Consider the following 21,537-nt stretch of genomic DNA (forward strand, 5'->3'; position numbering starts at 1 on the left):
CTTTACCTCGATATGGCAAGGGATACTTACTCTTCATTTGATTTATGAAAAGTTTTCTGACGGCTCCAGCGATCAAAGGGCCGGAATATCGCCCCTCGCCCAACCTTCGGTGATCTCGGCGGCGCGCGCTTCGAAGGCCTGCGCCTCGATGGCTGCCCGGATGTCCTGCATCAGCTTCTGATAGTAGGACAGGTTGTTCCAGGTCAGCAGCATCGCCCCGAGCGACTCCTGCGAGCGCACGAGGTGGTGCAGATAGGCGCGCGAATAATCACGCGCGGCCGGGCAATCGCTTTCCTCGTCGAGCGGACGCGGATCGTCGGCATGGCGGGCGTTTCTCAGATTGACCTTGCCGCGCCGCGTGTAGGCGAGGCCATGGCGGCCGGCGCGAGTCGGCATCACGCAGTCGAACATGTCGATGCCGCGTGCCACCGATTTGAGAATATCGTCCGGCGTGCCGACACCCATCAGGTAGCGCGGCTTATCGGCCGGCAGCTCCGGGGAGGTGATGTCGAGCATTTCCAGCATCACCGATTGCGGCTCGCCGACCGCCAGCCCGCCGACGGCATAGCCTTTCAGGTCCATCGCTTTCAGCGCCCGCGCCGAGCGCACGCGCAGCGGCGCGCTATCGCCGCCCTGCACGATGCCGAACATCGCCTTGCCCGGCTGGTCGCCGAACGCCGCCTTGCAGCGCTCGGCCCAGCGCAGCGACAATTCCATGGCGCGCTCGATCTCCGTCGGCTTGGCCGGCAGCGCGGTGCACTCGTCGAGCTGCATCTGGATGTCGGAATCGAGCAGCCCCTGGATCTCTATCGACCGCTCCGGCGACATCTCGTAAGGCGCGCCGTCGATATGCGAGCGGAAGGTGACGCCTTTTTCCGTCAGCTTGCGCAGCTTCGACAGCGACATCACTTGAAAACCGCCGCTGTCGGTCAGGATCGGGTGGGGCCAGCGCGCGAACTCATGCAGCCCGCCAAGCCTGGCCACGCGTTCGGCGCCTGGACGCAGCATCAGGTGGTAGGTGTTGCCAAGGATGATGTCGGCGCCGACGCCGCGCACCTGGTCCATATACATGGCCTTGACGGTGCCGCCGGTGCCGACCGGCATGAAGGCCGGGGTGCGGATCTCGCCGCGCGGCATCGAGACCAGGCCGCGCCGCGCCCTGCCGTCGGTGGCGAGCACGTTGAAGGAGAAATTTTCAGCCATTGAATTCCTTGTCGTGCACCGGCGCGCCGGGCGCCTGCTCGTCGAGCGACTGCCGGTAGCGGATGCAGCCGCGCATGAATTTCGGCCATGGCGGCACGGCGATCGACGGCTCGGTCTTTTCCGGCAGCAGGTCCCAGAGATCCGGGTGATGCCAGCACAGATCATGCCCGGTCGCGTCGCGATGGGCGCGAATGCCGGCGCGCAGCTTCTTCACTTCCGCGATCAGGACATCGCGGTCCATGCCGTCGAGATCATCGTCCATCGCTTAGCTCCGCGCGGTAAAGCAGGCTGGCGTCCCCATAGGAGTAGAACCTGTAGCGGTCCTCGATGGCATGCGCATAGGCCGAACGCATCGTCTCCAGGCCGCTGAAGGCCGCGACCAGCATGAACAGCGTCGAGCGCGGAAGATGGAAATTGGTCATCAGCATATCGGCCGTGCGGAAGCGATAGCCGGGTGTGATGAAGATGTCGGTCGGCCCGGACCAAGGTTCGATCCTGCCGTCGTCGCGCGCCGCGCTCTCCAGCAGGCGCAGCGATGTCGTGCCGACGGCGACGATCCGCCCTCCCCGTGCCTTGGCCGCGTTGAGCTCGGCCGCGGTCTCGGGACTTACCGAGCCGGTCTCGGCATGCATCTTGTGATCGGCCGTGTCGTCGGCCTTCACCGGCAGGAAGGTGCCGGCGCCGACATGCAGCGTGACGAAGCGGCGCTCGACACCCTTGGCGTCAAGCGCGGCGAACAGCTCCGGCGTGAAGTGCAGGCCGGCGGTGGGCGCGGCGACCGCGCCCTCTTCCCTGGCATAGATCGTCTGGTAGTCGGCGCGGTCGCGCTCGTCGTCATCGCGCTTCGAGGCGATATAGGGCGGCAACGGAATGTGGCCGACCGCATGCAGCGCCTCGTCGAGGAACGGCCCGGAAAGGTCGAAACCGAGCAGCGCCTCGCCCGCCTCGCCCTTTTCGATCACCGTGGCGTCGAGCTGGCCGAGAAAACAGGAATTGCCGTCATGGCCGAAATGGATGCGGTCACCGGCGACGATGCGCTTGCCCGGCCGCATGAAGGCCTGCCAGCGATCCGGCGCCACGCGCATATGCAGCGTCGCCTCGACCTGCGCCATCGCCTCCCCACGCTTGCGCATGCCTTTCAGCTGCGCCGGGATGACCTTGGTGTCGTTGAACACCAGCACGTCGCCTTCACGAAGCAGCGACGGCAGATCGCCGACAATGCTGTCCCGCAGCGTCTCGCCCGGTTTGACGACCAGAAGCTTGGCGCTGTCTCGCGGCTCAGCGGGGCGCAGCGCGATGCGCTCCTCGGGCAGATCGAAGTCGAACAGATCGACGCGCATCAGAAAAGCCGGATGAGCAGCGCCCCGGCAAGCAGCAGCACGGCGCCGGCGACGCGGCCAAGCGAGATTTCGCGCACCGCCACGCCAAGGAAGCCGGCGCGGTCGATCAGCATGCCGGCGAGCAGTTGCCCGGCGACCAGGAAGGCCATCAGCGCTGCCGCGCCGATGCGCGGCGTGAGGATTGTCGACAGCGTCACATAGAAACCGCCGAGCATGCCGCCGGCGACGAACAGCCAGGGCGCCGGCGCCTTCCAGTCGAGCGAGACGCCCTGCAGCTTCACCACCGCGAAGGCAATGATGCCAAGGACGACCGCGCCGGACAGGAAGGAGAACGCTGCGGCCGCGACCGGAAGGCCGAGGCCGCGCGCCAATTGCGAATTGATCGGCGCCTGGATGGCGATGAAGGCGCCGGACAGGATGCCAAGCAGGGACCAGACTGCGCCCATCATCGTTTGCCTTTACTTGACGTCTGCCGCGACCTTCAGCGACACGATCTTGTCGGGATCCTGCACCGGCTCGCCGCGCTTGATCTTGTCGACATTCTCCATGCCTTCGATGACCTGGCCCCACACCGTGTACTGGCGGTTGAGGAAGGCGGCGTCGTCGAAGCAGATGAAGAACTGCGAGTTCGCCGAGTTCGGGTTCTGGGCGCGTGCCATCGAGCAGGCGCCGCGGCCGTGATTGGCATTGGAAAACTCGGCCTTCAGGTCCGGCTTGTCGGAACCACCCATGCCCGCGCGGGATGGGGCGAATGTGGGCTTCGAGGAATTACCGAACTTGACGTCGCCGGTCTGCGCCATGAAGCCGTCGATGACGCGGTGGAACACCACTCCGTCATAGGCGCCTTCGCGCGCCAGCTCTTTGATGCGGGCGACGTGGCCTGGCGCCAGCTCGGGATACATCTCGATGACGACCTGGCCCTTGGTCGTTTCCATGATGAGCGCGTTCTCGCGGTCCTTGATCTCAGCCATGTCAGAAATCCTTTTTTGAAAATTTGAGGGAGTTATTTGCCGTCGGCGGCGATGCGAACCTTGATCATGCGGTCGGGGTCGCTGACCGTGCCGTTGTCGGCCTCGTCGCCCTTCTTGATCTTGTCGACGAGGTCCATGCCGCCGACCACCTTGCCGACGATGGTGTACTGGCCGTCGAGGTTCGGCGCCGGCGCGAACATGATGAAGAACTGCGAGTTGGCGGAGTTCGGGTCCTGCGAACGGGCCATGCCGATGACGCCGCGGGTGAACTGCTCGCTCTGGGAGAATTCGGCCGGCAGATCGGGAAGATCGGAGCCGCCGGTGCCGACGGCCTCGGGGTTGAAACCCTTCTTCATGTTGCCGAACTTGACATCGCCGGTCTGCGCCATGAAGCCGTCGATAACGCGGTGAAAGGCGACATTGTCATAGGCGCCGTCACGTACCAGTTTCTTGATCTGCGCGACGTGCTTGGGCGCCAGATCGGGACGCAGCGCGATGGTCACGTCGCCATCCTTCAGCGTGATGATCATGGTGTTTTCCTTGTCGGCGGCAACGGCAGGCAAGGATGCCGCGAAAAGGCCGGCAAGCACGACAAGGAACGAAGCGAGCTTTTTCAGCTGCATGGGGATCTCCGGGAAAGCCTATTTGGTGAACTTGTCGGTGAGCGCGCCGGCAACGGCCGCCGGCACGAAGGGGCGTATGTCGCCGCCCATCGAGGCAATCTGGCGTACAAGTGTGGCGGTAATGGTGCGCACCGAAGGGCTGGCCGGCAGAAAAACCGTCTGCAATTCCGGCGCCATCGTTTCGTTCATGCCGGCCATCTGCATCTCGTAATCGAGGTCGGTGCCGTCGCGCAGGCCTCGGATCATGATCGAGGCGCCGTGCTTGCGGGCCGCGTCGATGACCAGCCCGTCGAAGGAAACGACCTTGATGCGATCGCCGTCGCGGCCGAACTCGGCCTTGGCAGCGGTTTCGATCAGCTTCACGCGTTCCTCGAAGGAAAACAACGGCTTCTTGGCCGGATGAATGCCGATCGCCGCGTAGACGGTGTCGGCCACCGCCAGCGAGGCTTTCAGCACGTCGAGATGGCCGTTGGTCAGCGGGTCGAAGGAGCCGGCGTAAAGAGCGGTGCGATCGGTCATGGCAGGCTTCTAGCGAGCCTCTCAAACAAAGGCAAATCCCATCGATTGCCCGGCCGTGAACCTTTTCGCGCCGATGAACGACAGATGAATGCGACGATCACGAACGCTTCACGCAGCGTTCACTAGTTTACCGCTTCAAGGGGTGAAACCAAATCACCATGTCATCGTTGTAAGTGCAGGAGAACACGCAAATGCTGATCTACATGCTTGCCACTGCAATGACCGTCGTGATGCTGATCGCGACTGCATTCGGGTTGCACCAGGAAGCAGCGCGGGTGCGCGTCAAGGCCAACACCAGGCGGCTCGATGGTTTTGCCCGGCGCAACGTCTATCGTCGCCACTGATCCCGCCATGACCGCACCGGCCCAAAGGGCCGGTGAAGCTTAGACCAACCTATTGGCTACTCGCCCTCGCCCGCATCGTCGGTGCCAATCTCGCTTGAAGCCACGTCTTCGACCTCTTCGTCCGGCTGCGGCTCCGAAATCCGCTCCACCGACACGACCTTCTCGCCTTCGGCTGTGTTGAAGATCGTCACGCCCTTGGTGGCGCGGCTGGCGAAGCGTATGCCGTTGACCGGCACGCGGATGACCGTGCCGCCGTCCGAAACCAGCATGATCTGATCGTCATTGCCGACTGGGAAGGTCGCGACCAGACGGCCGATCTCGGCCACTTTCGACACGTCGGTGGCGCGGATACCCTTGCCGCCACGACCCGTCAGGCGGAAATCGTAGGACGACGAGCGCTTGCCGTAGCCATATTCGGTCACCGTCAGCACAAGCTGCTCATGCGCCCTGAGGAACTCGTAGCGCTCCTCGGAGAGATCGGCTTCCTCGCCGACCTCCTCATTGGTCAGCGCGATCTCTTCCTCGTCGCCGGTGGTGCCGACGGCAAGCCGGCGATCCGCAGCCGCGCGCTTCAGATAGGCGGCGCGTTCGGCCGGTGACGCATCGACATTCTCGATCACCGACATCGAGATGATGCGGTCCGTCTCGGCCATGGTTATACCGCGCACACCGACGGAATTACGGCTCTGGAAGACGCGCACGTCGGAGACCCGGAAGCGGATGCACTGCCCGGAATTCGCCGTCAGGAGCACGTCGTCATTGTCGGTGCAGGTCTCGACGCCGAGGATCTCGTCGCCCTCTTCCTCCAGCTTCATTGCGATCTTGCCGTTGCGGTTGACCTGGACGAAGTCGGACAGCTTGTTGCGGCGCACGGTGCCGCGCGTGGTGGCGAACATCACGTCGAGCTCGCCCCAACTGGTTTCGTCCTCGGGCAGCGGCATGATCGTGGTGATGCGCTCGCCCTGCTCTAGCGGCAGCATGTTGATCAGCGCCTTGCCGCGCGATTGCGGGTTGCCGATCGGCAGCCGCCAGACCTTTTCCTTGTAGACGATGCCGCGCGAGGAGAAGAACAGCACCGGCGTATGCGTGTTGGCGACGAACAGCCGGGTGACGAAATCCTCTTCCTTGGTCGACATGCCGGAGCGGCCCTTGCCGCCGCGGCGCTGCGCCCGGTAGAGCGAGAGCGGCACGCGCTTGATGTAGCCGGAGTGGCTAACGGTGACGACCATGTCCTCGCGCTGGATCAGGTCCTCGTCTTCCATATCCGAACCGCCGTCGGTCAGCTCGGTACGGCGCGGTGTGCCGAACTCGTCGCGGACCGCGATCAGCTCGTCCTTGACGATCTGCTGGATGCGCGCGCGCGACGACAAAATGTCAAGGAAATCAACGATTTCGGTGCCGATCGCATTCAACTCGTCGGCGATCTCGTCGCGGCCGAGCGCGGTCAGGCGCTGCAGGCGAAGCTCAAGGATGGCGCGGGCCTGTTCTTCCGACAGATTATAGGTGCCGTCCTCGTTGATGCGGTGACGCGGATCGTCGATCAGCTGGATCAGCGGAGCGACGTCGTGGGACGGCCAGCGCCGCTCCATCAACTGCTCGCGCGCCGTCTGCGGATCGGGCGCGGTGCGGATGAGCTTGATCACCTCGTCGATATTGGCGACGGCAATCGCCAGACCAACCAACACATGTGCCCGCTCACGGGCCTTGCGCAGCAGATACTTCGTGCGGCGGCTGACGACTTCCTCGCGGAAGCTGACGAAGGCCTTCAGCATGTCGATCAGCGTCAGCACTTCCGGCTTGCCGCCGTTAAGCGCCACCATATTGGCGCCAAACGAGGTCTGCAGCGGCGTGAAGCGGTAGAGCTGGTTGAGGACGACGTCGGCCACGGCGTCGCGCTTCAACTCGATGACGACGCGGTAGCCCTGGCGGTCGCTCTCGTCGCGAATGTCGGAGATGCCTTCGATGCGCTTGTCGCGTACCAGTTCGGCCATCTTCTCGATCATCGAGGCCTTGTTCACCTGATACGGAATCTCGGTGACGATGATCGATTCACGATCGTTGCCGCGCGCCTCGATGTTGACGCGACCGCGCATGACGATCGAGCCGCGGCCCGTCGAATAGGCGTTGTAGATGCCGGAGCGGCCAAGCACAATGCCGCCGGTCGGGAAATCCGGACCAGGTATGATCTCCATCAATGCTGTCAAGTCGATGGCCGGATTGTCGATGATGGCGATGGCGCCGTTGCAGACTTCGGTGAGATTGTGCGGCGGAATGTTGGTGGCCATGCCAACGGCGATGCCGCCGGAGCCGTTGACCAGAAGGTTCGGGAAGCGGGCCGGCAATACCTTGGGTTCGCTGCCCGAGGCATCGTAAGTGTCCTGGAAATCGACGGTTTCCTTGTCGATGTCCTCCAGCAGCTCATGCGCAACCTTGGTCAGCCTGGACTCGGTGTAGCGCATCGCCGCCGGCGGATCGCCGTCGATCGAGCCGAAATTGCCCTGACCGTCGATCAGCGGCACGCGCAGCGACCAGTCCTGCGCCATGCGCACCAGGGCGTCGTAGATCGAGGCGTCGCCATGCGGATGGTATTTACCCATCACGTCGGCGACCGGGCGCGCCGACTTCACATATTTGCGGTTCCAGTGGTAGCCGCTCTCATGCGAGGCGTAGAGGATGCGGCGATGCACGGGCTTCAGTCCATCGCGCACGTCGGGCAGCGCGCGACTGACGATCACGCTCATGGCGTAATCGAGATAGGAGCGCTGCATCTCCTCGATAATCGAAATCGGCTCGATGCCGGTGGGGCCGCCGTCCGGCCCGCGCGGTGTCTTCTGGTCGGTCAAATCAGGTCACAATCCAGTCGGGAATCACTGCACGCTTATATAGGAAGCCTCGCCGAAACTCCAATGTCGGCCGGGCTTTTCCAGAGACAATTTTGATGGTAATTTCAAATGGATACCGCTGATTGCGACGATATGGCCATGGTCGTTTTCGCCACCATGCGGCAAGGTCGGTCATGGATCGGGCAAAAACCGCAAGCGCAATGAACCTGGCCTCATGGCTGCCTTTACGGGCGCTGGCTGGCTGGAGCCTCAAGGACCTCAACGGCGATCTGGCGGCCGGCATCACGCTCGCGGCGATCGCCATTCCCGAACAGATGGCGACGGCGCGACTCGGCGGCTTCGCGCCGGAGATCGGTTTCTTCGCCTTTGTCGCCGGCTCGGTGGCCTTCGCGCTGTTCGGCGCCAACCGCCACCTGTCGGCCGGCGCGGATTCGACGATCACGCCATTATTCGCCGGCGGCCTGGCGCTGATCGCCACCTCCGGCTCGCCGCATTATCTGGCGCTGGCGGCCATGCTGGCGCTGATGGTGGGGCTGCTGGTGGCGCTCAGCGGCATTTTCCGTCTCGGCTGGATTGCCGATCTCCTGTCGGTGCCGGTCACGACCGGTTTCCTTGCCGGCATTTCCGTCCATATCATCGTCTCGCAATTGCCGGGTCTGCTCGGCCTGCCGCCGCAAAGTGGCGAGACGGTTCGGCGCGTCGGTGAAATCGCCGCCAATCTCCCCCTCGCCAATCCATGGAGCCTGGCGCTCGGACTTGGCGTGTTCGCCCTCGTCTTCGCCTCGGAGCATATCAGCGCCCGAATCCCGGCAGCGTTGGTCGGCATGGTTCTGGCGACGCTTGCGGTCATCGCCTTCGACCTGACGAACCGGGGCGTCGAGGTGCTCGGCGCCTTGCCCAACGGGTTGCCGGCTCCCGGCATGCCGACCGCCGACTTTCAGGATGCGCAGGCGCTTGTGCCGCTCGCGCTGCTGATCGCCATTGTCGTCATGGTGCAGACGGCGGCCACGAGCCGCTCCTTCGCGCCGCCGGACGGCGAAGCGCCCGACGTCAACCGCGATTTCGTCGGCGTCGGCGCGGGCAGCATCGTGGCCGGCCTGTTCGGCGCCTTTGCCGTGAACGCCAGCCCGCCGCGCACGGCCATCGTCGCCCAGACAGGAGGTCGCTCGCAGCTGTCGGGCCTGATCGCGGCTGCCATCGTGCTGGCGCTCAGCCTCTTTGGGGGAAGCCTGCTTGCCAACGTGCCGCAGGCCGCCCTTGCCGGCGTGCTGATGTTCGTGGCCCAGCATATCCTGCGCTGGCAGGTATTCGCCAAGGTCTATCGCCAGGCGCCGGTCGAGTTCGCGCTGATCCTGATCACCATGATCGCCATCGTCGTCCTGCCGATCGAAACCGGCGTCGCCATAGGTATCGGCCTGTCGCTGCTGCACGGCATCTGGGGCTCGACGCGCACCGAGCCGATCGAGCTGGCGCAGGTGCCGGGCACCTCGGTCTGGTGGCCGCCGAGCAATTCCGGCGCGGGCGAGCAGCACCCCGGCGTGCTGGTGGCGGCGTTCCAGGCGCCGCTTTCCTTCGTCAACGCCGACCGTTTCAAGCGTGGCCTGCGCGACCTCATCGACGCCAGGAGCGAGGACGTGAAGCTGGTGGTGCTGGAGGCCAGCAACATCGTCGAGATCGACTATACCGCCGCCCAGGCGCTGATCGACACCATCCGCCATTGTCGCGACAAGGGCGCGGTCTTTGCAATCGCACGCATGGAATCGCTGCGCGCGCAGGCGGCGCTGAGGCGGTTCGGCATCGCCGAAATTGTCGGCACGCAGCGGATATTCCACAGTGTCGACGCGGCGATCAAAACACTTGGTCCGGGCAAACCGCAGCAGCAAGAACAGGGTGGAGTGCCATGATTGACCCGCGAGAACCCATCGTAACGCCGGTCCCGGTCGAGGACTTGCGGCCGACGCAGATCACGGTCGGCATGAGGGAGGTCGAGTTGAAGCGCCAGATGATCCGGGCGCAAGACGCGAAACAGAAGACCGGCGCTTTTCTCGGCAAGCACATGGTGCCGGTCGTGCTGGGTCCCAAAAATCGCAACTACGTCACCGATCATCATCATCTCGCCCGCGCCCTGCTCGAGGAAGGTGTCAAGGACGTGCTCGTGACCGTGATCAGCGACCTGTCCGCGCTCGACAAGGACGCGTTTCTTTTCGTGCTCGACAACCGCGGCTGGATGCACCCGTTCGACGAGAACGGACGGCGCCGCGATTATTCGGCGATCCCAAAGACAATCGGCGAACTAGTCGATGATCCTTACCGCAGCCTCGCCGGCGAACTGCGCCGGCTGGGCGGTTACGCCAAGGACACGACGCCGTTCAGCGAATTCATCTGGGCGGATTTCCTGCGCCGGCGCATCGACCGCAATGCGGTTGCGAAGAACTTCGACAAGGCGATGAAAGAGGCCTTGGCGCTCGCCAAGGGCAAGGACGCCGACTATCTGCCTGGCTGGTGCGGCCCGACATCGGACTGACGGCGGCCAGGCCGGCAAGCTCCGTGCCTTGCCTGTCGCCGCAGTACTGGTGGCTCCGACTTGAAACGGGAATAAGCCGCTCCAATTCCCTCCAGCAGACCCTGCTTGCGTGTGGAGGCGGCAATGGACGTCCTTTCCCTCAGGACCGGATTGCTTTCCGCTGGAATTCGATCTCTCGCTTTCGCTTCGATTGCGACGGTCGCCTCCGGTTTGGACCTCGGCGCGGCGCAGGCTGCGCTTCTTGCCCGCGTTCCAGCCGCGCGCGAAATGGCGGTCTGCGGCGAGATGCTGTTCGTCGGCACCAAAGGCTCTTCGGTCTATTCCCTGCCAGTGTCCGGGGGGCGCGCCCGAGTGGCCGCCTCCGGATTCTCGGCTGCAAACGGTGTCGCATGCTCCGGCAATCGTCTGTTCGTAGCCTCAAGGAACAGCGTGACCGCCTTCGATATCGGAACCGGCGGCGCTCTGAGTGGCAGGCGCGACATACGCCGGGGGTTAGCGAACTCGGGGGTCCATAGTTATCGCTATATCGCCGTCGGCCCTGATTCCCGGCTTTATGTCTCGTTGGGCTCACCTTGCAACATATGCCTGACGCACGGGCTGCAAGGCACGATCGTCAGCATGAAGCAGGACGGGTCCGATTTTCGGCGCGTCGCCTGGGGCGTGCGCAATTCGGTCGGCTTCGACTGGCACGGCGGCACCATGTTCTTCACCGACAACGGCGCCGACCGGATGGGCGACAACATCCCGCCCGACGAGTTAGACGAGCTTCGGCCCGGCGGCTTCTACGGCTTTCCCTATTTCGGTGGCGGAATCCGGCTCAAGGGATTCGAGAGCGCGCGGCCACCCGCGCAGCAGATTCCGCCCGTCTTCGACTTCCAGGCCCACGTTGCAACGCTAGGAATCCATTTCTTCCACAGCCTCGGCGGCGACGCCTTGGTCGCCGAGCACGGAAGTTGGAACAGGACGGTCCCGGTCGGCCGCGAGGTCGTGCGCGTGCGCTTCCAGGGCGGCCGCCCTGTCTCGGTAGCGACATTCGTCAGAGGCGTTGGTCGCCCCGTAGACGTCAAGGAAGCGCCGGATGGCTCCGTCCTCGTATCCGACGACAGCGGAGGCGCGATTTACGTCTTCAAGCAATGACACACGACATCTTCCCAAGTTCTGACCCTGGCACCGGAGGCGCCCCCAGTCATAGGCGAAGTTGCCAGCCAAAATACGTCCGGCTCTATCGCATGCCGGATCGCCTGACGCGATAGGCGCCGGGCGATTCCCCCATTTCGCGCCGGAACCTGCGGTTGAAGGTCGACAGGTCGTTGAAGCCGGCATCGAAAGCGATTGTCGAGATCGCCGCGTCCGAGCTGCGCAGCCGCACCGCAGCACTGTGCAATCTTGTGCGCAACAGGAATTGATAGGGCGTCATGCCGGCAACGTGCCGGAACGTGCGCAGGAAATGATACGGGCTGGTCGCGGTGCCGTCGGCGAGCTCGGTCAGCGAGAGCGGCCGCTCGGCATTGAGCTCGATCAGGCGCACAGCCTCGGCAACGCGCTTCTGGTCGCGGCGGCTGGGTGTCCGAGCAACGCGGGAAGAACCGGTCGCGGCAGCGACCACCGCGCCGGCAATGCGCAGGCCGAGTTCCTCGAATGCGTCGCCGTCGCCTGTTTCGCGTGCCGCCTCCGCCTCGGCCAGCAAAGGCGTCATCGCCGGCAAGGGCGGCAGGCGCGGATCGGCAAAGCCGAGCCGCTTCGTGCCCGGCAATCCGGCCACGCTCTCCAGATAGGCCGGCGAAAAATGGAAGGATAGGCACCGGTCGCCGGCGCCATGTTCATGCCCGCATTCATAACAGGCGCCCGGATTGCCGAGCAGAAAGGCGCCCGGCGCCAGCATCGCCGTGCCCTGGCGGGTGCGATAGCGGAACGTGCCCCTGGTGACCGCGGCGACGCAGAAGCCGCGATGCTCTTCCTCGAACGGCTTATCGCCGGCGACGGCGGTGCACACCACGTCCGACACCTGCCAGCCAGATCCGGAAGCCAGAGTGTTCTGTGTGGTCGTCATGACTGAAAGATAGCAATTTTTCCCAAGCGAAGAACCCTGCCATTCCGCTATTGCTCACCCTCTCCTGACAAACGAGGCAGCAGCCATGACCGATCCCTTTGCCGAGGCCCTGCACAGCGACGGCCCCAATCCAGGCCTTGCCGGAAAGTTGGAGCTCTACGGCCGCTTCATCGGGGCCTGGACATTCGACGCCACGCGCATTCTCGAGGATGGCACCAAACTCACGGGGCGCGGCGAGGTGCATTTCGGCTGGGTTCTGGAAGGCAGGGCCGTGCAGGACGTCTGGATCCTGCCCGCGCGGAACACTGGTGCCCAGACTTCGCTCGGGCCGTGGACCTTCTACGGCACCACATTGCGCGTCTACGATCCGGGCGCGGACGGATGGCACATCTTCTGGAGCGATCCGCGCAACCAGTATTATAGCCGGCAACTCGGCCGGGCCGAGGGCGACACGATCGTCCAGATCGGCGCCGACGGCACCGGCGCCTCGGTGCGCTGGAGCTTTTCGCGCATCACCGAGGACTCGTTTCGCTGGCTCGGCGAGCGTTCGCATGACGGCGGCGCGACCTGGCGCATGGAGGTCGAGTTTTTGGCGCGGCGGGCGAATGAAACCGGATAGTCCTTGAAAAGTCGCTCGGAATGAAAGGGCGCGATCCTTCGCGCCCCCCCTCTGCCCTGCCGGGCATCTCCCCCACGAGGGGGGAGATTGGCAGTTTCGGCGACGGCGCTCTTCCTGCAGTGTTGGCGATTGGAGAGAGCGACGGCGATAGCTCCCCCCAAGTGAGGAGATGGCCGGCAGGGCAGAGGGGGGCGCTGTCCCGCCGACTTCCACAACGTTCGCGAAACCATCTCCTTCCGCCGGTTTCCACCGCTCCCGCTTTGCTCTACCAATTGCCGAGCCTGGGCTTCGCCCGGGAGGGGACCAGCGATGCCGAGTTTCGACAGCCTGTTCAACGCCTTCGTCACCATCCTGGTGACCATCGACCCGCCGGGACTGGCGCCGCTCTTCCTCGCCGTGACGCGCGGCATGAACCGCGACGAGCGCCAGCAGGTCTCGGTGCGGGCCTCGGTGATCGGCTTCCTGGTTATGGCGCTGTTTGCGGTTGCCGGCGCCTCGATCCTGTCGGTGTTCGGCATAACGCTGCCGGCCTTCCGCGTTGCCGGCGGCTTTCTCTTGTTCTTCATCGCCTTCGAAATGGTGTTCGAGCGCCGCCAGGACCGCAAGGAGAAGATCGGCGACGTCGCCATCACCAAGGACATGATCCACAACATCGCCGCCTTCCCGCTGGCGATCCCGCTGATCGCCGGCCCCGGCGCGATTTCCGCCACCGTGCTGCTGTCGGGACATTTCGAGGGTTTTGCCGCGCAAGCGGCGCTTGTCGGCATCATTGCAATCTGTCTTGTGATCACCTTTCTGGTGTTCGTGCTGTCGGAACGCATCGACCGCATTCTCGGCCAGACCGGCCGCTCTATCCTGACGAGGCTGCTCGGCGTCATCCTGGCGGCGCTCGCCGTGCAGTTCGTGGCTGACGGCATCAAGGCATTGATGGTAGGATAACATTGGAAATGGCTGTCGATCCCAGGATTGTGGAACTGGAACTCGCCCTGCTGAAGGCGCCAACCCGCTCCGATCCGGATTTTCTCGACGCCGTTCTCGACGACAGCATGATCGAATTCGGCAAGTCTGGTTACGAATACGACAAGCGATCAATCCTGGCGACGTTGACGGCTTCGACGGACGAACCGGCTCCCAATGATCACTTGGAGATGACCGATATCAGAGCGGTTCAGCTGGCTCCGGAGGTTATGCTCCCCACCTATCGCCTGCGACCCAGGGCAGAGAACGCCGTCGCGTCGTTGCGCAGCTCCGTCTGGAAACACCGCGACGGGGATTGGCGGCTGGTGTTCCACCAGGGAACCCGGGCAGCTTCACCAGGCTCATGAGCCTGAAGGCGTTTCTCAATGAAGCAGTCGCCTGCCTCACCGCGTCGTCGTATCGATCACTTCGAAATCATGCGTGAGCGTGGCGGTCTTGGCCATCATGGCGGAGGCCGAACAGTATTTTTCGATTGAAAGATTGATCGCCCTTTTCACCTTGTCGCTGGACAGGGCACGCCCTTTGACGATGAAATGCATATGGATGCGCGTGAACACTTTGGGGTCGGTCTCGGCCCTGTCCGCGTCGAGCTCGACCACGCAATCCTCGACCGCTTCGCGCCCCTTCTCGAGGATGTGGACGACGTCGTAGGCCGAGCAGCCGCCGGTGCCGATCAGCACGAGCTCCATCGGGCTCGGTCCCGGCGTCCGGCCATCCGGCCCATGCGCTGTGCCCAGCACCACCTTATGGCCGCTGCTAGACTCGCCGACGAAGGTGCGTTCCTCGACCCATTTGACGCGTGCTTTCACGTTGATCTTCCTTACGAGGTTTCTGTCGCCCTATTGGCCGAACACGACTGCGTGCATGATCCGGCCGGGCAGCAGCGTGAAGATTCCGGCGCCGACCAGCGCGAACAGATAGAGCTTGATCATGGCGCCGCGATGCGCGGCCACCTTATGCCTGTGCGCGTACCACGTCGCCAGCGGCACGGTGACCAGCACCATGATCGATAGGAGATGGATCGGGCTGAACGGACCGATGATCCGTATCTGCTGGATCCAGAAGCTCGATATGGCGATGACCAGCATCAGCGCCACCCAGCTGTAACCCAGCACGCGGTGACGCGTGGTGCCTTTCGGCAGCGCCAGCTGGACGCCGCCGATGGCTAAAGCGGCAAAGGCCGCGAAGGCATGCCATGGAATGGGACGAGGCGCCGACAGAAGCGGTCCGAGCGACATCGCGTCGTCCTCAAACGGCCATTTCGAGAGGCTTAGAACGGGATCTCGTCGTCCAGCTCGCGCGACGAGCCGCCGCCACCGCCGCCTTTGGAACCGCCACCGCCGCCACGGCTGAAGCCCTCGTTCGGGCCCGACTGGCCGAAATCGGAACCCCGGCTGCTGCCGCCGCCGGAATAATTGCCGACCTGGCCGCCTTCGCCCTGGCCGCGCGCGTCGAGCATCTGCAATTCGCCGCGGAATTTCTGCAGCACGACTTCCGTCGTGTATTTGTCGGCACCGGTCTGGTCCTGCCATTTGCGGGTCTGCAGCTGGCCCTCGACATAGACCTTCATGCCCTTCTTCAGATACTGCTCGGCCACCTTGGCGAGCTGGTCGTTGAAGATGACGACATTATGCCACTCGGTCTTTTCCTTGCGCTCGCCCGAGTTCTTGTCGCGCCAGCTTTCCGACGTGGCGATGCGAATGTTGACGACCGGCTCGCCCGAATTCAGGCGGCGGATTTCAGGGTCCGCCCCGAGATTGCCGACCAGAATGACTTTGTTGACGCTACCCGCCATCGTACTTCTCCGCGCTCATCCGAAACAAATTTTAAGTCGCTCACCTTACAGCCTATGGGTCGCTCACGCCCGCAAAGGCTGGCTTTTCCCACAAGGTTTTTGTTCTCTTTTCGTTCTAGTCGTAACCGCCCTTTCTGTCAAGGAATGTCAGCAATGGCCGCGTCTGAACGTGCGTTTCGATATGGCGATCAAATAGCCGCTTGCCAAATCAATAAGTATCGACTTATGCTTTACCCATGATCGAGGCAGAGATTTTCCGCGCCCTGGCCGACCCGACGCGACGCGCCGTTTACGAGCGCTTGGCCGCCAGCGAGATGACCGTGACCGAGTTGCGCGCCGGCATGAGCGTGTCCCAGCCGGCGGTCTCGCAACACCTTGCCGTGTTGCGCGGCGCCGGTCTTGTGGTCGAGCGGCGCGCCGGCCGCAACGCCTATTACCGCGCCGATCCGCAAGGGCTCGACCCGCTGCTCGGCTGGGTCGAACGCTACCGCGCCTTCTGGCCGGAACGCGTCGAGAAGTTGAAGACCGTTCTGAAGGGAATGGACCAATGACCAAGGCAGAAAACCCGACGGCGACCGCGGCGCCGCTCAGCTTCGAATACGACCTTGCCGATCCGCCCGAAAAAGTCTGGCGGGCGCTGACCGAGCCGGAGCTGCTGGCGGCCTGGATGATGCCGAACGACATGAAGGCGGAGCCCGGCAGCCGCTTCGCCTTTGCCGGACTGGATGCGCCGATCGAATGCGAGGTGATCGAGGCCGAGCCCGGGAAGCTGCTGCGCTATTCGTGGCGCGAGCGGCCCGCTGCCAACGATGCCGACCGGCTTCCCGCCTTCGACAGTGTCGTCACCTTCACGCTGGCGCGCACCGCCTCGGGCGGCACACATTTGCGCATCGTCCATGACGGCTTCGTGCCGGTGGCGGAGCTTGCCATTGCCGGCGCCGGCTGCGGGCTCTCGCTCTATGCGCGCAAGAACCCAACCGCCGCCAATGCACCCTGCATGAGCGGCCGAGCCGGCTCAATGCTGCGCGCGGCCTGATCAACAGAAAACCGAGGATATCCGCCATGAGCGCTCTGGCCAATCTGGTGCCGATGGTCATCGAACAGTCGAGCCGCGGCGAACGCGCCTTCGACATCTTCTCGCGGCTGCTGCGCGAGCGAATCGTCTTCATCAACGGCGAGATCAACGACAACGTATCGGCGCTGGTCTGCGCGCAGCTGCTGTCGCTGGAGTCCGACCATCCGGACAAGGAGATATCGATCTACATCAACTCACCGGGCGGCATGGTGACCAGCGGCTTCGCCATCTACGACACGATGCAGTACATCTCCTGCCCGGTGTCGACGGTGTGCATGGGCTTTGCCGCGTCGATGGGCTCCTTCCTGCTGATGGCCGGCGCGCCGGGGCGGCGGATCGCGCTGCCCAACACAAGGATCGTGCTGCATCAGCCGCTTGGCGGCTTCCAGGGCCAGGCCTCCGACATCCAGCGCCATGCCGAGGATATCGTGCGCACCAAGCAGCATATGACCGAGCTCTACGCCAAGCACTGCGGCCGGAGCTACGAGGAGGTCGAACGCACGCTCGACCGCGACTACTTCATGAGCGCCGCGGAAGCCAAGGCCTGGGGCCTCGTCGACCACGTCTACGACACGCGCAAGAAGGCGGCCTGACGTCTCGAGCCATTACGCGCGGAATTGATTGCCGGGCGTATGGCATCGCACCGCCCGCGCCTCTATGGTTCGCTCATGACCAAGCTGCTGCAAACCAGACAATGCGTTGTCCTCGCCGCATTTGCCGGCGCGCTGATCGCCGGCACCGCCGCCTTTGCCGACGACAGCCAGGCGCAGAAGCTTCCTGGCGTCAGCGGCGACTACCGCATTGCCAAGCCGGCGCCGCAGCCCGAGCCGGACGACGCGCTGCCGGCCGGCAGCGACGGCTCGTTCAAGATCGGCAATACCGATGTCAGGATCGGCGGCAGCATCACCATCGACATGGCGACGGGCGGCATCAGGCCGCCAAACCACTGAGGGCGTTTCCCGCCAGCAAAGCGCGCCCCACAAAATGCAAGCCCCATCCCTGCTTGGCAGATGGATGGGGCTTCATGGATCTGAAATCCAACTTTAGCCGGGAGTGGACTGCCGGCGTTCTGTTTCGGATGCACCGCGGCATTCAGCCGACGATCCGACTATGGTCTCTGATTGTTGGGAATCGGCAAGTCACGGTTTGTCGGGCTGGCGTTTCAAGTCCGCCCTGGCACTTATGCCCGCCGCGGCTCCATCTCGGTGTGGAGCCTCAAGGGACTGTCCGGTGGCGTCATGCTCCGCTCCTGGGTCCGTTGCGACAATGTCGTTCGAAGCGCTAATCGCTATCACCTGCGGCGTCTCGCAGGTCGCCTGTTGGGCGGCGAGGCCATCGAAAGACGGCCGGCTTCGTTGACGCCTTCGAGACTGCTCCCATGGGCCCGACACGTCAACCGTTGAATAGCCGGTTACTGAAAAATGTGATCGCCTGGAGGTTACGCGCAGGTAAATCGAGTGTTTCGCTGCGCCAGCAGCGCGCCGGGGCAGCGATTGTTTCCACAGCGCCTAACGCGATTGTTTCCACAACGCTTTGTCAGGAGCGTGTTCGGCCTTTGTTCTTTCCGCTTGCCCGCTCGCGCGAAAGACGGTTAAACGCTTCTGTCGGGAATTGTGGCGTCTCTCGACGTGGCGGCGAAAATACCTACATAGGGGTTGGCCGGGACGAACCCGCCCAATCCAGCAAATTCCAGATCTGAGGCGGCGACCGGCGATGGCCGACCATAAATACCTTTCCATTCGCGGGGCGCGCGAACACAACCTGAAGAACGTCGATCTCGACCTGCCGCGCGACAGCTTGATCGTGATGACCGGCCTGTCGGGCTCCGGCAAATCGTCGCTCGCCTTCGACACCATCTATGCCGAGGGCCAGCGCCGCTATGTCGAGAGCCTGTCGGCCTATGCCCGGCAGTTCCTCGAGATGATGCAGAAGCCTGACGTCGACCAGATCGACGGCCTGTCGCCCGCCATCTCGATCGAGCAGAAGACCACGTCGAAGAACCCGCGCTCGACGGTCGGCACCGTCACCGAAATCTACGACTATATGCGCCTGCTTTTCGCGCGTGTCGGCATTCCCTATTCGCCGGCCACCGGCCTGCCGATCGAAAGCCAGACGGTGTCGCAGATGGTCGACCGCGTGCTGGCGCTGGAAGAAGGCACCCGCCTGTTCCTGCTTGCGCCGATCGTGCGCGGCCGCAAGGGCGAATATCGCAAGGAACTCCTGGAACTGCAAAAGAAGGGTTTTCAGCGCGTCAAGGTCGACGGCGTCTTCTATGAGATCGCCGACGTGCCGGCGCTGGACAAGAAGTACAAGCACGACATCGACGTCGTCGTCGACCGCATCGTCGTGCGTGGCGATCTGGCGACCCGGCTTGCGGACTCGATGGAGACCGCGTTGAAGCTCGCCGAAGGCCTCGCGGTGGCCGAGTTCGCCGACCGGCCTCTCGACGCCAGCCAGACCGGCGAAGACTCGGTCAACAAGTCGAAGAACGAGACGCATGAGCGCATCATGTTCTCGGAAAAATTCGCCTGCCCGGTGTCCGGCTTCACCATTCCCGAGATCGAGCCCAGGCTGTTCTCCTTCAACAATCCGTTCGGCGCCTGCCCGACCTGCGACGGCCTCGGCAGCCAGCGCGCCATCGACGTGAACCTCGTCGTGCCGGACGAGAACGTCTCGCTGCGCGACGGCGCCATCAGCCCGTGGGCCAAGTCGACATCGCCCTATTACGCGCAGACGCTGGACGCGCTCGGCAAGGCCTATGGCTTCAAGCTCGGCGACAAGTTCAAGGATCTGAGCGCCGAGGCGCGGGAGGCCGTGCTGCATGGCACCGGCGAGCGCGAGATCACCTTCCAGTACGACGACGGCCTGCGCTCCTATAAGACCACCAAGACCTTCGAGGGCGTCATCCCCAATCTCGACCGGCGCTGGAAGGAAACGGAATCGGCCTGGATGCGCGAGGAGATCGAGCGCTTCATGTCGGCCACACCCTGCCCGGCCTGCAACGGCTACCGGCTGAAGCCGGAAGCGCTCGCCGTGAAGATCGCCGGAAAACATATCGGCGAGGTCACCGAGCAATCGATCCGCAAGGCCGACCAGTGGTTCACCGACCTGCCGGCGCATCTCAACGACAAGCAGAACGAGATCGCGGTCCGCGTGCTCAAGGAAATCCGCGAGCGGCTGCGCTTCCTCAACGATGTCGGCCTCGACTATCTGACGCTGTCGCGCAATTCCGGCACGCTGTCGGGCGGCGAGAGCCAGCGCATCCGGCTCGCCTCGCAGATCGGCTCCGGCCTGACCGGCGTGCTTTATGTGCTCGACGAGCCGTCGATCGGCCTGCACCAGCGCGACAATGCGCGCCTGCTCGACACGCTGAAGCACCTGCGCGACATCGGCAACACGGTGATCGTCGTCGAGCATGACGAGGACGCCATCCTGCATGCCGACTACGTCGTCGACATGGGTCCGGCCGCCGGCATCCATGGCGGTGAGATCATCGCCCAAGGCACGCCGCAGCACGTGATGGCCAATCCCAATTCGATCACCGGCAAATATCTGTCGGGCGCACTCGAAGTGGCGACGCCCGGCGTGCGACGGGAGGCAAAAAAGAACCGGCGCATCAAGATCGTCGGCGCGCGCGGCAACAATCTCAAGAACGTGACGGCGGAGATCCCGCTCGGCACCTTCACCGCGGTTACCGGCGTGTCCGGCGGCGGCAAGTCGACCTTCCTGATCGAGACGCTGTTCAAGGCGGCGTCGCGCCGCATCATGGGTTCGCGCGAGCATCCGGCCGAGCATGACCGCATCGAGGGGCTGGAGTTCCTCGACAAGGTCATCGACATCGACCAGTCGCCGATCGGCCGCACACCGCGCAGCAACCCGGCCACATATACCGGCGCCTTCACGCCGATCCGCGACTGGTTTGCGGGGCTCCCCGAGGCCAAGGCGCGCGGCTATCAGCCTGGCCGCTTCTCCTTCAACGTCAAGGGTGGCCGCTGCGAGGCCTGCCAGGGCGACGGCGTCATCAAGATCGAGATGCACTTCCTGCCCGATGTCTACGTCACTTGCGACGTCTGCCACGGCAAGCGCTACAACCGCGAAACGCTCGACGTCTTGTTCAAGGGCAAGTCGATCGCCGACGTGCTCGACATGACGGTCGAGGAAGGCGTCGACTTCTTCGCCGCGGTGCCCGGCGTGCGCGACAAGCTGGAGACGCTGAAGCAGGTCGGCCTCGGCTACATCCATATCGGCCAGCAGGCGACGACACTGTCCGGCGGCGAGGCGCAGCGCATCAAGCTCGCCAAGGAACTGTCGCGCAAGGCGACCGGCAAGACGCTCTACATCCTCGACGAGCCGACCACCGGCCTGCATTTCCACGACGTCGCCAAGCTCCTCGAAGTGCTGCACGAGCTGGTCGACCAAGGCAACACGGTGGTGGTCATCGAGCACAATCTCGAGGTGATCAAGACCGCGGACTGGGTGCTCGATCTCGGCCCCGAAGGCGGCGACGGCGGCGGCGAGCTGGTCGCGTCAGGCACCCCGGAAGCGATCGTGCGCGAGAAGCGCAGCTACACCGGTCAGTTCCTGAAGGAGCTTCTGGAGCGCCGCCCCGGAGGCAAGCGCGAAGCGGCGGAGTAGTCACGGAGGCTGATCATA

At 64.0% G+C, this 21,537-nt stretch carries 24 protein-coding genes; 12 read left to right on the plus strand and 12 right to left on the minus strand.

Annotated features, from left to right (window positions below; translation table 11 throughout):
* Positions 1–72: 72 nt before the first annotated feature.
* The 7 genes from tgt to coaD are packed head-to-tail and all read right to left on the minus strand — an operon-like array spanning position 73 to position 4,656.
* Positions 73–1,203 (minus strand): tRNA guanosine(34) transglycosylase Tgt, encoded by a 1,131-nt coding sequence (tgt, locus tag RFM68_RS10680; protein ID WP_320232721.1) that lies wholly within the window; start codon positions 1,201–1,203, stop codon positions 73–75.
* On the minus strand, positions 1,196–1,465 hold the full coding sequence (locus tag RFM68_RS10685; protein WP_320232723.1) for a hypothetical protein: 270 nt from the start codon (positions 1,463–1,465) through the stop codon (positions 1,196–1,198). The genes tgt and RFM68_RS10685 overlap by 8 nt, the downstream gene beginning before the upstream one ends.
* Complete coding sequence (gene queA / locus RFM68_RS10690) at positions 1,455–2,543, minus strand: tRNA preQ1(34) S-adenosylmethionine ribosyltransferase-isomerase QueA (protein WP_320232725.1); 1,089 nt, start codon at positions 2,541–2,543, stop codon at positions 1,455–1,457. Before queA ends, RFM68_RS10685 begins: the two co-directional genes overlap by 11 nt.
* The gene (locus tag RFM68_RS10695; RefSeq protein ID WP_320232727.1) at positions 2,543–2,992 is read right to left on the minus strand and encodes a DMT family transporter; all 450 of its coding nucleotides are present in this window, start codon (positions 2,990–2,992) and stop codon (positions 2,543–2,545) included. Before RFM68_RS10695 ends, queA begins: the two co-directional genes overlap by 1 nt.
* Before the next feature lie 9 nt (positions 2,993–3,001).
* Positions 3,002–3,514, minus strand: coding sequence for a peptidylprolyl isomerase (locus tag RFM68_RS10700; protein WP_140815440.1), 513 nt, complete (start codon positions 3,512–3,514; stop codon positions 3,002–3,004).
* Between the two features lie 32 nt (positions 3,515–3,546).
* Positions 3,547–4,137, minus strand: coding sequence for a peptidylprolyl isomerase (locus RFM68_RS10705; RefSeq protein ID WP_430694840.1), 591 nt, complete (start codon positions 4,135–4,137; stop codon positions 3,547–3,549).
* Between the two features lie 18 nt (positions 4,138–4,155).
* Positions 4,156–4,656, minus strand: a complete 501-nt coding sequence (gene coaD / locus RFM68_RS10710; RefSeq protein ID WP_320232730.1) for a pantetheine-phosphate adenylyltransferase — start codon at positions 4,654–4,656, stop codon at positions 4,156–4,158.
* Between the two features lie 191 nt (positions 4,657–4,847).
* Here coaD and RFM68_RS10715 point away from each other — a divergent pair, with 191 nt between their 5' ends.
* A complete protein-coding gene (locus tag RFM68_RS10715) occupies positions 4,848–5,000 on the plus strand; it encodes a hypothetical protein (RefSeq protein WP_320232732.1) in 153 nt (50 codons plus the stop codon).
* Positions 5,001–5,056: 56 nt separating this feature from the next.
* On the opposite strand, the gene gyrA is transcribed toward RFM68_RS10715, so the two are convergent.
* A complete protein-coding gene (gyrA, locus tag RFM68_RS10720) occupies positions 5,057–7,843 on the minus strand; it encodes a DNA gyrase subunit A (RefSeq protein WP_320232733.1) in 2,787 nt (928 codons plus the stop codon).
* Positions 7,844–8,043: 200 nt separating this feature from the next.
* Between gyrA and RFM68_RS10725 the strand changes: the two genes are divergently transcribed.
* The 3 genes from RFM68_RS10725 (at position 8,044) to RFM68_RS10735 (ending at position 11,504) form a co-directional block, all read left to right on the plus strand.
* Positions 8,044–9,747, plus strand: a complete 1,704-nt coding sequence (locus RFM68_RS10725; protein ID WP_320232735.1) for a SulP family inorganic anion transporter — start codon at positions 8,044–8,046, stop codon at positions 9,745–9,747.
* Complete coding sequence (locus tag RFM68_RS10730; protein ID WP_320232736.1) at positions 9,744–10,367, plus strand: ParB-like protein; 624 nt, start codon at positions 9,744–9,746, stop codon at positions 10,365–10,367. The genes RFM68_RS10725 and RFM68_RS10730 overlap by 4 nt, the downstream gene beginning before the upstream one ends.
* Before the next feature lie 267 nt (positions 10,368–10,634).
* A complete protein-coding gene (locus RFM68_RS10735) occupies positions 10,635–11,504 on the plus strand; it encodes a PQQ-dependent sugar dehydrogenase (protein ID WP_430694842.1) in 870 nt (289 codons plus the stop codon).
* Positions 11,505–11,589: 85 nt separating this feature from the next.
* Here RFM68_RS10735 and RFM68_RS10740 read toward each other — a convergent pair whose 3' ends face one another.
* Positions 11,590–12,417 carry a helix-turn-helix transcriptional regulator gene (locus RFM68_RS10740; RefSeq protein ID WP_320232740.1) on the minus strand — a complete coding sequence of 276 codons (828 nt, stop codon included), beginning with the start codon at positions 12,415–12,417 and terminating at the stop codon, positions 11,590–11,592.
* An 85-nt stretch (positions 12,418–12,502) separates the two neighbouring features.
* Here RFM68_RS10740 and RFM68_RS10745 point away from each other — a divergent pair, with 85 nt between their 5' ends.
* The 3 genes from RFM68_RS10745 (at position 12,503) to RFM68_RS10755 (ending at position 14,361) form a co-directional block, all read left to right on the plus strand.
* On the plus strand, positions 12,503–13,036 hold the full coding sequence (locus RFM68_RS10745) for a hypothetical protein (RefSeq protein ID WP_320232742.1): 534 nt from the start codon (positions 12,503–12,505) through the stop codon (positions 13,034–13,036).
* 309 nt (positions 13,037–13,345) lie between these two features.
* The gene (locus RFM68_RS10750; RefSeq protein WP_320232744.1) at positions 13,346–13,975 is read left to right on the plus strand and encodes a MarC family protein; all 630 of its coding nucleotides are present in this window, start codon (positions 13,346–13,348) and stop codon (positions 13,973–13,975) included.
* A gap of 8 nt (positions 13,976–13,983) precedes the next feature.
* Positions 13,984–14,361, plus strand: coding sequence for a nuclear transport factor 2 family protein (locus RFM68_RS10755; RefSeq protein WP_320232746.1), 378 nt, complete (start codon positions 13,984–13,986; stop codon positions 14,359–14,361).
* Between the two features lie 36 nt (positions 14,362–14,397).
* On the opposite strand, the gene RFM68_RS10760 is transcribed toward RFM68_RS10755, so the two are convergent.
* From RFM68_RS10760 to ssb, 3 genes are read right to left on the minus strand one after another with little or no spacing between them, the layout of a single operon-like run.
* Positions 14,398–14,823 carry an OsmC family protein gene (locus tag RFM68_RS10760; RefSeq protein WP_320232748.1) on the minus strand — a complete coding sequence of 142 codons (426 nt, stop codon included), beginning with the start codon at positions 14,821–14,823 and terminating at the stop codon, positions 14,398–14,400.
* A gap of 30 nt (positions 14,824–14,853) precedes the next feature.
* Positions 14,854–15,252, minus strand: a complete 399-nt coding sequence (locus RFM68_RS10765) for a DUF2306 domain-containing protein (protein WP_320232749.1) — start codon at positions 15,250–15,252, stop codon at positions 14,854–14,856.
* A 32-nt stretch (positions 15,253–15,284) separates the two neighbouring features.
* Positions 15,285–15,809 (minus strand): single-stranded DNA-binding protein, encoded by a 525-nt coding sequence (ssb, locus tag RFM68_RS10770; protein WP_320232751.1) that lies wholly within the window; start codon positions 15,807–15,809, stop codon positions 15,285–15,287.
* Between the two features lie 236 nt (positions 15,810–16,045).
* Here ssb and RFM68_RS10775 point away from each other — a divergent pair, with 236 nt between their 5' ends.
* From RFM68_RS10775 to uvrA, 5 genes are all read left to right on the plus strand, one after another.
* Entirely contained in the window at positions 16,046–16,360 is a 315-nt protein-coding gene (locus RFM68_RS10775; protein ID WP_320232753.1) for an ArsR/SmtB family transcription factor, read from the plus strand.
* Positions 16,357–16,845 carry an SRPBCC family protein gene (locus RFM68_RS10780; protein ID WP_320232755.1) on the plus strand — a complete coding sequence of 163 codons (489 nt, stop codon included), beginning with the start codon at positions 16,357–16,359 and terminating at the stop codon, positions 16,843–16,845. Before RFM68_RS10775 ends, RFM68_RS10780 begins: the two co-directional genes overlap by 4 nt.
* Positions 16,846–16,871: 26 nt before the next feature.
* Positions 16,872–17,477, plus strand: a complete 606-nt coding sequence (locus RFM68_RS10785; protein ID WP_320232757.1) for an ATP-dependent Clp protease proteolytic subunit — start codon at positions 16,872–16,874, stop codon at positions 17,475–17,477.
* A gap of 75 nt (positions 17,478–17,552) precedes the next feature.
* On the plus strand, positions 17,553–17,834 hold the full coding sequence (locus tag RFM68_RS10790) for a hypothetical protein (protein ID WP_320232759.1): 282 nt from the start codon (positions 17,553–17,555) through the stop codon (positions 17,832–17,834).
* 763 nt (positions 17,835–18,597) lie between these two features.
* The gene (gene uvrA / locus RFM68_RS10795; protein ID WP_320232761.1) at positions 18,598–21,519 is read left to right on the plus strand and encodes an excinuclease ABC subunit UvrA; all 2,922 of its coding nucleotides are present in this window, start codon (positions 18,598–18,600) and stop codon (positions 21,517–21,519) included.
* The last annotated feature ends 18 nt before the right edge of the window (positions 21,520–21,537 follow it).

Origin of the sequence: Mesorhizobium montanum, from assembly GCF_033977145.1 — a bacterium.
In the GTDB taxonomy this organism is placed as follows: Bacteria; Pseudomonadota; Alphaproteobacteria; order Rhizobiales; family Rhizobiaceae; genus Mesorhizobium; species Mesorhizobium montanum.